Annotated in this window: 10 protein-coding genes; 6 read left to right on the forward strand and 4 right to left on the reverse strand. The window is 41.1% G+C overall.

The features are described 5' to 3' along the window. Positions 1–261 precede the first annotated feature (261 nt). The 3 genes from ACEN9X_RS22645 (at position 262) to ACEN9X_RS22655 (ending at position 1,382) form a co-directional block, all read left to right on the forward strand. Entirely contained in the window at positions 262–810 is a 549-nt protein-coding gene (locus ACEN9X_RS22645) for a cob(I)yrinic acid a,c-diamide adenosyltransferase (protein WP_413667289.1), read from the forward strand. A gap of 95 nt (positions 811–905) precedes the next feature. Continuing rightward, the gene (locus tag ACEN9X_RS22650) at positions 906–1,127 is read left to right on the forward strand and encodes a DUF2795 domain-containing protein (protein WP_002996718.1); all 222 of its coding nucleotides are present in this window, start codon (positions 906–908) and stop codon (positions 1,125–1,127) included. Between the two features lie 108 nt (positions 1,128–1,235). Beyond that, positions 1,236–1,382, forward strand: coding sequence for a lmo0937 family membrane protein (locus ACEN9X_RS22655; RefSeq protein WP_114940263.1), 147 nt, complete (start codon positions 1,236–1,238; stop codon positions 1,380–1,382). Between the two features lie 42 nt (positions 1,383–1,424). Here ACEN9X_RS22655 and ACEN9X_RS22660 read toward each other — a convergent pair whose 3' ends face one another. Together ACEN9X_RS22660 and queA are read right to left on the reverse strand one after the other, a co-directional pair. After that, positions 1,425–2,150, reverse strand: coding sequence for a 2-C-methyl-D-erythritol 4-phosphate cytidylyltransferase (locus tag ACEN9X_RS22660; RefSeq protein WP_413667290.1), 726 nt, complete (start codon positions 2,148–2,150; stop codon positions 1,425–1,427). A 479-nt stretch (positions 2,151–2,629) separates the two neighbouring features. Continuing rightward, positions 2,630–3,679 carry a tRNA preQ1(34) S-adenosylmethionine ribosyltransferase-isomerase QueA gene (gene queA / locus ACEN9X_RS22665; protein ID WP_413667291.1) on the reverse strand — a complete coding sequence of 350 codons (1,050 nt, stop codon included), beginning with the start codon at positions 3,677–3,679 and terminating at the stop codon, positions 2,630–2,632. Between the two features lie 259 nt (positions 3,680–3,938). Between queA and ACEN9X_RS22670 the strand changes: the two genes are divergently transcribed. Together ACEN9X_RS22670 and ACEN9X_RS22675 are read left to right on the forward strand one after the other, a co-directional pair. Continuing rightward, positions 3,939–5,186 (forward strand): ABC transporter permease, encoded by a 1,248-nt coding sequence (locus ACEN9X_RS22670; protein WP_413667292.1) that lies wholly within the window; start codon positions 3,939–3,941, stop codon positions 5,184–5,186. A gap of 7 nt (positions 5,187–5,193) precedes the next feature. Further along, on the forward strand, positions 5,194–5,733 hold the full coding sequence (locus ACEN9X_RS22675) for a DUF3347 domain-containing protein (RefSeq protein WP_413667293.1): 540 nt from the start codon (positions 5,194–5,196) through the stop codon (positions 5,731–5,733). A gap of 180 nt (positions 5,734–5,913) precedes the next feature. On the opposite strand, the gene ACEN9X_RS22680 is transcribed toward ACEN9X_RS22675, so the two are convergent. Then, positions 5,914–8,736, reverse strand: coding sequence for a PAS domain S-box protein (locus ACEN9X_RS22680; protein ID WP_413667294.1), 2,823 nt, complete (start codon positions 8,734–8,736; stop codon positions 5,914–5,916). Between the two features lie 591 nt (positions 8,737–9,327). Here ACEN9X_RS22680 and ACEN9X_RS22685 point away from each other — a divergent pair. Continuing rightward, the gene (locus tag ACEN9X_RS22685) at positions 9,328–10,614 is read left to right on the forward strand and encodes a citrate synthase (protein WP_413667295.1); all 1,287 of its coding nucleotides are present in this window, start codon (positions 9,328–9,330) and stop codon (positions 10,612–10,614) included. 281 nt (positions 10,615–10,895) lie between these two features. Here the strand turns inward: ACEN9X_RS22685 and ACEN9X_RS22690 are convergent, their stop codons facing one another. Beyond that, positions 10,896–11,924 carry a SusE domain-containing protein gene (locus ACEN9X_RS22690; RefSeq protein ID WP_413667296.1) on the reverse strand — a complete coding sequence of 343 codons (1,029 nt, stop codon included), beginning with the start codon at positions 11,922–11,924 and terminating at the stop codon, positions 10,896–10,898. Positions 11,925–11,933 lie beyond the last annotated feature (9 nt).

Genomic DNA, 11,933 nt, shown 5'->3' on the forward strand with positions numbered 1-11,933 from the left:
TAACATTTTAAAAATTACACTTCATTAGCAAAAAATATACTAAAGTGTTATGAAATACAAAATTTAAGATGATAGATTTGGAATAACACCAATCACTAAAAAAAGATTTAAGCCGCTATGATTTAATTATCTGGTAATAAGGTTTTGTTAAGTAGATAGTACTTAGCCTTAAGTCGGAAGTCATTATTTCCGACTTAGAACTTAAGACTGGTGACTGTAAACTTGTAGCCGGATTGTTGTGGCATTATTGTTAAATAAAGTATGAAAATATATACTAAAACGGGCGATAAAGGGTTTACCTCATTAATTGGAGGTACGCGTGTGCCCAAGCATCATATCCGCATTGAAAGCTACGGTACTGTTGATGAACTCAACTCGTATATAGGGCTCATTCGTGATCAGGATATTGATGCGCATGATAAGGAGGTATTGAAGCAGATACAGGATAGATTATTTACTATTGGTTCATCACTGGCGGCAGATCCGGAGCGGTCAAAAATGATCATTCCTGACCTGTATATGAGTGATATTGAAACGCTGGAAACAGAAATGGATACGATGAATGAAAATTTGCCACCGCTAAAACATTTTATTTTGCCTGGTGGTAGTAATACCATATCATTTTGCCATATTGCAAGATGCGTTTGCCGCCGTGCCGAAAGGATTACCGTTCAGCTTGCTGAGGAGAGTACAGTTGATGAAAAAGTGAATATTTATCTGAACAGGTTGAGTGATTACCTGTTCACTTTGGCACGCAAAATTGCAAATGTTAATAAAATAGCTGAAAATCAGTGGATACCACGGGTTTGAAAAATTTGAAAAAAAATATTGATATTCAATTTGAAAATGTTATACTTTTGCGAAAAAGTAAATTTTACTGATAATTATAAATATAAATAAAAACGATGTATTGGACACTTGAACTGGCATCGCACCTGGAAGATGCACCATGGCCCGCAACTAAAGATGAATTAATTGATTATGCTATCCGTTCAGGCGCTCCTGTTGAGGTTATCGAAAACCTTCAGGCACTTGAAGACGATGGTGAACCGTACGAAAATATTGAAGAGATCTGGCCGGATTATCCGACTAAAGACGACTTCTTCTTTAACGAAGACGAGTATTAAAACACGATAATGAAACCCTTAGCAATGAGGGTTTTTTTATTATCCACTATTTTTTGGAATGATTTTAGTATAGGTGACTACACATTTACTTAACTAAAAACATACAAAATGAGAGGTTTACTGTACATTATCGCTGTTATCCTGGTTATAGGATGGGCAATTGGATTTTTTGCATACTCTGCACCTGGTTTAATTCACGTTTTACTGGTAATAGCTATTATAGCCCTGCTCTTAGGCGTGATCAGGCGGGCATAAACAATTTTAACCTTGTATTGCAAATAGAAAAAGCCGTGGCCGTTACAGCCATGGCTTTTTGCTTAAAAGTAGTTCGGCAATAGCAATATCTTCCGGAAAAGTGATCTTGATATTACTGTGATCGCCTTCAGTAAGTTTTATCTCAGCGCCGTATTGTTCTACAACGCTGGCATCATCCGTGAATTTAGTATCAAACGGTTGTTCATAAGCCTTTTTTAATAACGAGGCCTTAAAAGTTTGCGGTGTTTGCACCAGGTAGATTTCATCCCTGATCAGGCTTACCGAGCGGCCATCTTTTACCTGGCGTATTGAATCGCGGCTTTTAACGGCCACTACGGCGGTTCCATATTCAGCGGCACATTGGTAAGCTTCGTCGATTATATCGGGCGAAATAAGCGGCCGTACGGCGTCATGTACGGCAACCAGGGCTTCCTGGTTGGTAATTAAATCGAGCCCGTTCTTAACGGAATGGAAACGGGTTTCGCCACCGGTAACCAACTGGTGAGAAATAGTAAAATTGTGCTCGTGAACTAACTGTTGCCAGTAGCCATGGTAAGCTAAAGGTAAAACCAGGATAATGTTAGGTTTGGCTTCCGACCGATCAAAAGCTGCAATGGTATGCATCAGGACAGGTTTGCGGTTGAGCAGCAAAAACTGTTTAGGCACCGCCGATTGCATCCGGCTGCCCGAGCCGCCTGCGACTATGATAACGTAGTTTTTGTTAGATGTGAGATGTGAGATATGAGATGTGAGATTGGAAGTTGTCATTTAAACTTATTACTGAAAATTAAAGACTTATAACCATGTCATTGCGAGCGATAGCGCGGCAATCGCATACCATACAGAGTAAGGTGATGAGCCAAGCGCGGAGAGTTACCAGTCGCTTCTCCGCACAGATTCTTTCGGTTTTTTGTAAAGGTGTGATTGTAAATTATTGATTGTTAGTTGCTTTTGTTGGTTTGTTTATGGATATGGGCGTTGCCTGCGGCCGGGCTTTTCGTTCCAAGTCCTCGCTTTGCTGGCACACAAATCCAGCGCATGCTGTGGGCTTTCCACTGCAATCCCTAACGCGGTCCCCCGCACAGCATCGCTAAAATATATTTTACACGTCATTACGGTTTTTCAGGTTTTCCCCTGATAGCTTCCCGCAATGGCATGGCTCTTTTTTGCATAAAACTACTGCAAAAAAAATGAGATATGAAACCATGGTCTCATATCTCAAATCTTATATCTCACATCTAAAAAAATTAGATGATCAGCATCGCGTCGCCGTAGCTATAAAAGCGATATTTTTCTTTCACGGCTATTTCGTACGCGTTCATTACGTTTTCATAACCGCCAAATGCCGCAATCATCATCAATAGTGTTGATTCTGGTGTGTGGAAGTTGGTGATCATTGAGTTGGCGATGCTAAAGTCGTACGGAGGGAAGATAAACTTGCTGGTCCAGTCGTTAGCAGCTTTTAGTGTTTTGTTTGCAGATACAGCCGATTCGATAGTACGCATTGAAGTAGTACCAACAGCACAGATGCGGGCTTTACGCTCAATCCCACGGTTTACGATATCAGCTTGTTTTTGCTCGATAATGAATTGTTCCGAATCCATTTTGTGCTTGGTTAAATCCTCAACCTCAACCGGGCGGAAGGTACCTAAACCAACATGCAAAGTAACCTCGGCAAAATCAACACCTTTTAATTCAAGGCGTTTCATTAACTCGCGGCTGAAGTGTAAGCCTGCAGTAGGGGCAGCGACAGCACCTTCGTGTTTAGCAAAAATGGTTTGGTAGCGCTCTTTATCTTCGGCTGTAGCCTTACGTTTGATGTATTTTGGAAGCGGTGTTTCTCCCAAAATTTCAACGTTGCGACGGAATTCCTCATCAGTACCGTCAAACAGGAAGCGGATAGTACGGCCACGCGAGGTGGTGTTATCCACAACTTCGGCAATCAGTAAATCGTCATCGCCAAAATATAATTTATTGCCTACGCGTATTTTACGTGCCGGATCAACCAGTACGTCCCATAGGCGCAGCTCTTTGTTCAGTTCGCGAAGCAAAAATACTTCGATGGTAGCACCTGTTTTTTCTTTGTTGCCATATAAACGGGCAGGGAAAACTTTGGTGTTATTAAGGATCATTACATCCTTATCATGAAAGTAATCCAGCACGTCTTTAAATATTTTATGCTCAATTTTGCCTGAATCTTTGTGTAAAACCATTAAACGTGATTCATCGCGGGTAGCTGAAGGTGTATGGGCGATAAGGGAGTCAGGTAAGTTAAATTTAAATTGAGATAATTTCATGCTTGTTTTTATGAATTTTCAAGGGCGCAAATGTACGAATTTTTTTTGTTAATTTAACAGATTTTTTTAAGAAGGGTTTTAATTACACTACTGTTATATTAATTAAAAAATACTGTAACTTAAATCACCAGCCGTTGTCTAAAAAATATTGGCGGTTTTTTTAATATTTTAAGAATAATAACATTAGTTATTTCGTTACCTCCAGACGCTTTTATTGAGCAACACAGGTTGATTAACAAGTAAGATCAAAATAAGTTATATGCTTTTTTTAAAACTTTTAAGGGAAAGTTTTTTGTTTGCCGGGGATGCCCTGAGGCAGAACAAAACACGTACGTTGCTGTCATTACTTGGGGTAACCATTGGTATATTTACCATCATAGCTGTACAGTCGGCTGTTGATACCCTGCGTAATAACCTGCAAAATAGTGTTAATAAGTTGGGTAATAACAGTATTTACGTGCAAAAATGGCCATGGGTAGGGGGGAGTGATTTCCCCTGGTGGAAATACCTGCAAAGGCCAGAATCTGATCTTCGCGATTTTAACGAGCTCTCCCGCCGTATTACAACTGCCGAAGCTTTATCGTACGAAATTAATATCGACAACCGCACCATAAAATATAAAAGCAATACGGTAGAAGGTGCACAGGTTGATGCCGCATCGGCAGATCATGATAAGACCTGGAATTTTGATTTTGAAAGCGGCAGGTACTTCACCGACATGGAATCAAAAACCGGGGCGCCAATAACCAATATAGGTTATGATATAGCCCAAAATCTTTTCCCCGATGGAGATGCCGTGGGCAAGCAGATTAAAGTAATGGGACGTTATGTTACCGTTGTGGGTGTGTTTTCAAAGCAGGGTAAGGACATGTTGGGAATTTCAACAGATAAGGAGGTGTTGCTTCCCCTTAACTTTGCGCGCAACTTAATAGACATCCAAAGTTCAAAATATGGTCCCTCAATTATTGTTCGCGGTAAAAAAGGTATCCCTACCGATGATGTTGAAAGCGAAATCAAAGGCTTGATGCGATCAATCAGGAGGTTAAGGCCCGGTGCTGATGATAATTTTTCATTAAACCGTACCACCATGATCACCCAGCAGCTGGATGATCTTTTTAAAGTGGTTAATATTGCGGGTGCCATTATCGGTGGGTTCTCTATTTTGGTTGGAGGCTTCGGTATAGCCAATATCATGTTTGTATCGGTGAAGGAACGTACCAATATCATCGGCATACAAAAATCATTAGGCGCTAAAAACTATTTCATATTATTGCAGTTCTTAATTGAATCGGTACTGCTTTGTTTTGTGGGTGGGATCATCGGGTTGTTTTTTGTGTATCTCGCTACGTTTGCAGTCAAAGCTGCGTTGGATGTACAGGTGATACTTGATGCCGCCAACATTTCAAGGGGGTTAAGCTATTCAATTATTATAGGTGTAATAGCCGGTATCATCCCTGCTTATTCGGCATCGAGGCTGGATCCGGTGGAAGCCATCCGTACAAACTAATAATGATATGAAAACTATTAAAGGATTTTTCTTCTTAGCTGCTTTAGCTATTGCAACTGCGTGTAATCAACCTGCCAAACAGGAGGATACAGCTAAAGCCGATTCAACTGCAACAGCTGCCGCTAAGCCTGCCGAAACCCAGGTTGCCGCCGATACAACTAACACAAGCGATGTTTTGAAAGCTTATATCGCTTTAAAAGACCAGTTCGTTAAATCTGACATAGCGGGCATTAAAACTGCAGCTACTGATCTGGAAGGTAAACTTTCTGGTATTAAAGGTTGTACCGAAACAGCTACCGTAGCACACCAGATAACTACAGCTGCCGATATCAAAGCTCAGCGCGATGCATTTTTGGTTTTAAGTAAAGATGTAATTGCCTTGGTAAAAGGCGCCAATTTGAAATCGGCCCCAATTTATGTTGACTTTTGCCCTATGGCGGATGGAGGAAAAGGCGGATACTGGCTTTCATCAACCAAGCCTATCGTAAATCCATATTTCCCTGAACACATGAAGGAGTGCGGAACGGTGAAGGAGCAGATTAACTAAGACCGCTGATCTTTTTTGATTACGCTGATTTCGTTGATCATATTTTTAAGGCGATGGGGGGTACTTGTCGCTTTTTTAGTTTGAACCATGATTTTCATGATTGTAGGGTTTCATGATATTTTGACAAAGTTGATTGAACAGGCAAATCCGAAATCGAATATCCGAGATCCGAAATCAAACTCACGCTGATTGCCTGATGTATTTTACCAGTTTGCTGTATAGTACTTCGGGAACAAAAGGTTTGGTGAGATAATCAACCATACCGGCTGCCAGTGCTTTTTGGTAAGTTTCGGGCATGGCGTCGGCCGTGAGAGCTATGATAGGCAGGTTAGGCCATGCTTGTTTAATAACGGCTGTTGCTTCAAAACCGTCCATAACGGGCATTTGCAGGTCCATAATGATAAGATCATAAGCGTTGTGGCTAACCAGGTCGACAGCTATTTGACCGTTCAATGCTTCCTGAACCTGTGCATTCCAGCGTTTTAAAAATTTACCGGCTATCATCAGGTTCATTTTATTGTCGTCAACAACTAAAATGTTCATGCCCTGCAAATTGTTATCTTCAGCATTAACAGGGATAGCAACGGGTTTTGTAATAATAGCTTCGGGGGAGATGGTAAAATTGATGGCGAAGCTAAACGTAGTGCCTTTGCCAAGTTCGCTTGATACAGCAATTGTGCCTTTGTGCAGCTCAACCAGCCGTTTGGTAATTGCCAGGCCCAAACCGGTACCGCCATAGTCATTATCTATAACCTGCTGATCCTGCATAAACGGATCAAAAACAATGTTGAAACTTTCGGGTGCAATGCCGATCCCGGTGTCTGTAACTGCAAACTTAATATTAACAGTATCATTAGTTATCACATCCTTATCCAGCCGGATGGTAACCTTGCCGGCATGTGTAAATTTGATGGCATTGCTAATCAGGTTATTAAGCACCTGGCTCAGGCGCATGGCATCTCCGGTTAAATCGCCTGGAATGGTATCGTCAATTATCAATTCAAGCACTAATTGCTTTTCTGCAGCCCTGGCGTCAAAAGATTGTTTTATTCTGCGAATTAACTGATGGATGTTGAACCTTGAATTGTTCAGTTCCAGTTTACCGGCCTCAATTTTGTTATAATCTAAAATATCATTGATAATAGCCAGCAGGTTTTCGCCCGAAAACTTGAGCGTATTAAGGTATTCCATCTGCTCCGGCCTCGGATTTTCGCCAAGCAGGAGGTTGGTGGTACCAATTACCGCATTCATCGGCGTGCGGATTTCGTGGCTCATGATAGATAGAAATTCCGATTTGAACTTTGATGATTTTTCGGCCATTTCCTTAGCCCATATCAGGTCCATGCGCGCTTTTTCCTTGTCTGTTATATCTTCGCCAAGTGCTGTGGTTTCTTTAAACATGCCGTTTTCATCATAAAACACGGTGTTTTGCCAGCTTATGATCCGCTGCTCACCGTTACGGCAAATAATGGGGTTAGTGTAGTGGGGTAAAAAACTGTCGTTTACAAACCAGCTCTTTAAAAAATCCTTCAAATCATCGGGAATAAAATTGTCCATCCAATTCATCCCTATGATCTCGGCCTGGCTATATCCCACCAGATTTGCCAGGTATTTGTTGCAAAAAGTGACAATGCCATTGCTGTTAACTGTAATGGCTACCATGTTAACGGTTTCCAACACCTGCCGGTATTTGCTTTCAGCCTCCCTGAAATCGAGCTCGGCCTGTTTACGTTCTGTGATATCCTGTAAGGTCCCTATAATTTTGCGTACGCTTCCATCTTCATTATACAAACGTTTACCGGCTATGATGCTCAGGTGTTTTAAATTACCCCGGGGGGTTATGATACGATATTCGTGCGATGGGTCCATGGTGTTTGCATCGCTTTGCAACAGTTTCCTGATGATAAATTTATCGTTGGGATGAACATATTTGAGCAGCAGGTTTACAAACGTTTTCCGGTATAATGAAGTATCTTTCCCAAGTTCATAAATGTTATTTAACTCGTCCGACCAGCTGAGGTTGCCCGTAGCTACATCATATTTCCAGTTGCCTATTTTGGCAATGGCCTGAGCTTCCATCAGTTCAAGCTGACTTAGTTTAACCGCTTTATCGGCCAGGCGGGCTTCAGTGATATCCTGTATAATACCAAATGTACGGGCACCCCCGTCTGCAGATAATTTCTTTTCCCCGCGCTGGATCCTGATGTATTTTAGCGTACCAACCGGCGTAATAAACTTATGTTCAATTTTATTTTGAGCTGTTGTACGAATGGATGCAAGGTATTCATAAACATTGTCCCTGTCGTCAGGATGTACAAGGCTTATGTAGTATTGAAAACGGCTCAAGTTATCGGGGACGTTTCCAATCTCAAGCAGGTCATTCAGATTATCTGACCAAAACGTTTCCTTGCTTTCATGATCATACCACCAGTTTCCTATTTTTGCGATGTTTTGAGCCTCCAATAATAACCCTTCGTTTTCTTTAAGGGCCCGTTCGTATTTTTTTTGCTCTGTTATGTCTACTACAGATGCTGAGATCCTACCGGTGTAACCTGTTATTTTATCAAATATTGGGGTAAAGTTGGCTGTAAACGAATGCCCGCTATCGTAATCAGATGAAAACTCAATTGATACAGGTTTGCGGTTCTCAATTACATAGTTTAAAGCCTTGTCATATTTTTCGGCTTTTTGCGGGCCGACAACCTGGTCAAGTGTTTTTCCTATCGCTATCCGCGGGTTAACCGCACGTTCGGTCAATTCATTAAACCAAACGTTAATGCAGGTTTTGGTTTCGTCAAACTCAAAAATAATATCGTTAAGCGAGTTAATAAGCGCATTAAGATGTCTGCGGCTTTCACGTAGCTTGGCATCGTTAACCATAAGGCTTTGATTTAGCTTCATTACATTATCAACGGCGTTCCTGAGCTGGTATTGATAAGCCATTACCACTAAAAACGAGATATAAGCTATTAATGTAAAAACCAACAAAAGTACGATGAGCATAACAGGCGAAATTGCAAGCCTGGGCGCGGTGAAATACGCAGCTAAAATAGCCGCCAGATTAGCCTGGCTGATAATGATAAACTCTATACGTTTTTTGCAAAAAAGGGTTAAGGCAATAAAAATTGTTATTGCGCTAAACAGGTAAACGTGTTCGAACCCGTTTTTGCCAAGTAAAATGCAGTTGTTTATTACAAGGAATGATAATATGGTTGCAAAAATCCCTGCTTTATAAAATGCCTTGTTGTTTATGAAAGAAAAAAATAAAGAAAGGACACAAAAAACACAGTTTATAGCCCTTAGCCAAAAAGGATCATAAGAATTATTGGAACAAAGATAATGTAAAGATGGGCTTGCAATAAATAAACCTATAAGTAAGAGCCGGTAAACGGTAGCTTCGTTTTGGATCATTACCAATGAGTTACCTTTTAACGACATGTTTGGGAGTAATTTTTTAATCAATTATTAACCTTTATAAACAAAAATACAGGTGTTAAAATAATAAATTTGCCCGAAATTTTTACAAACAGTAAATTATATTAGCGGTTATTAATACGCAGATTTATTTACATTTGTTGCAGATACAAATTTTCTATGGCGGAAACAGCACAACTAAAACTTGGTGATAAAACATTCGAACTCCCGGTAATTGAGGGCACTGAAGGTGAAAAGGCAATCGATATTTCTAAGCTTCGCGATCAAACCGGGTATGTAACACTTGATATCGGGTATAAAAATACAGGCGCTACCAAAAGCGCCATTACTTTTTTAGATGGAGAGCAGGGAATACTCAAATATCGTGGTTACCCAATTGAGCAATTGGCCGAAAAATCATCGTTTATTGAAGTTGCTTATTTGCTGATTTATGGCGAACTGCCAACAGCCGACCAACTGAAAGCTTTTCAGTATGAATTAAGCCGTCATACCCTCGTGCATGAGGATATGAAAAAGTTTTTTGATGGCTTCCCGTCAAAATCGCACCCGATGGGGCAACTGTCATCACTGGTATCTGCATTATCAGCTTTTTATCCCGAATCATTAAAACCGTCGCAAACTACCGAGGAGCTTAACCAGAGCATTATAAAGATGCTTGCCAAAATGGCTACTGTGGTTTCATGGATCTATAAAAAATCATTGGGTCACCCGGTTATTTATCCGCAGAATAAATACGATTACGTTACCAATTTCCTTTACATGACCTTTGGTCAGCGTACTGAAGAAGTAACTATCGACCCGGTTGTGATTGATGCTATGAACAAGCTATTGATCTTACATGCCGATCACGAGCAAAACTGTTCAGCTTCTACTGTACGTATCGTAGGTTCATCTGATTCAAATATTTATGCGTCGGTATCTGCCGGTATTTCGGCATTGTGGGGTCCGCTGCATGGTGGTGCTAACCAGGCCGTGATTGAAATGCTGGAGAAGATTAAGGAGGACGGTGGCGATACCGATAAATGGATTGCTAAAGCTAAAGACAAAAATGATCCTTTCCGCCTGATGGGTTTTGGTCACCGCGTTTATAAAAACTTTGATCCGCGTGCTAAGATCATTAAAAAAGCGTGTGACGATATTTTAGAGAAACTGGGTATCAATGATGAGGTGTTAGAAATAGCCAAAAAACTGGAAGAGGTTGCTCTGAAAGACCCATACTTTGTTGAGCGTAAACTTTACCCTAACGTTGATTTTTACTCTGGTATCATTTACCGCGCGTTAGGCTTCCCAACAGATATGTTCACTGTACTGTTCGCCCTTGGTCGTTTACCGGGATGGATTGCCCAGTGGAAAGAAATGAAGGAAAACAAAGAGCCTATCGGCCGTCCACGCCAGATTTACGTTGGAGCTACATCTAAAGAATACGTTGATATTGCGAACCGGTAAGTTTAATTTGGTTCATGGTTAATGGATCATAGTTCATAGAAAATATCATATTAAAAAGGAAAGCGATGGGGGATGACCTCATCGCTTTTTTTGACCGCTGATTGGCCGTTCATATTGAGAAATGATTTTTATGATTTCGTTGATTGTTTAATCGGTCAATCAGGTAAAATCCAATCAACGAAATCAGCGCAGTCATCAAAGATCAACGGTCAAAAAGAAGCCCCGCAGGTTTTCACCATGCGGGGCCATATAAATAAATCAATCAACTGCAGTTTTTGTGCTTATAGCTTATTAATAGTAAAGGTGTTGGCGTTGGCATTTAATACCACTTTGTATGTTCCGCCGGTTGTTATGGTATAATTAGCTCCACCCGGAGTAAGCGCGCCTGGCGTACCACCCAGGTTTAAATCCCAGCTGTGATTAAATCTGAACTTCATGTCCTTGCCGCCAATTAAGGCAACTGTAACGCTCCATGTTTTGGTGGTAGCATCATAAAGCATGTCGGTATCAGTGCTCCAGCCACCCGGGGTAGCATCACCAATAACACTCCAAAACACAGGCGTAGCAGTAAATGTGCCTTTGGTTTTATCGTTTTGGTCAATAACTGCATGTAACGCATAATATCCTGCGGCCGGTACCGAAAGATTTCCGCCGGTAGTACTTATTTTACCGCTGCCGGCATCGCCGTATGAAACATCCCAGTTCTTTTTAGGTGTAAGTTTAAACTCAAGCTTGCCTGCAGGGAAACCGATATAACCATCATACACACCATCATTGTTTGGCGAAGTAAGGCTGTCGGCGGTTGCAGGGGCCCATCCCTGGTAAGCGCCGGGAACATAAATATAGCCCGTACCCTGATATGGCAATACGGTTAAGGTAATAACATTTGAATAGGTAGCAGCCAGGTTTGGAGCAGCCGACGATTTAATGCGCACATCAACCTGCGATGGGTTATCATAAGATAATTTCAACGCGGTTAACATATCGTTAAGCGCACCTACCTTAATTGTTTGTGTAAGCTTATCGGTACTTACTTCCCTTGCGTTTTTAAAATTATTGCCTTTTACATCTAATTGTATAGTGTATGTAATAGGGGCATTATAGCCCGATACCGGGGTTGCAACCCAGTTAAACGTAATAGCATCATTAGCGGCATTGGGTTTTGATAGTTCGGGGCTTGTTGTTGATGATGATAAAGTGCCTACTTTGCCCACGTTTGCTACAACCTTTACTTCATCCTTTTTACATGACGCCAGCATCAGCAGTGCAAGGCCGCCAAATGCCAGGAGCGTGGTAAATATTTTTTTCATATCCTTTTT

This window comes from Mucilaginibacter sp. Mucisp86 (assembly GCF_047324315.1).
Lineage (GTDB): Bacteria > Bacteroidota > Bacteroidia > Sphingobacteriales > Sphingobacteriaceae > Mucilaginibacter.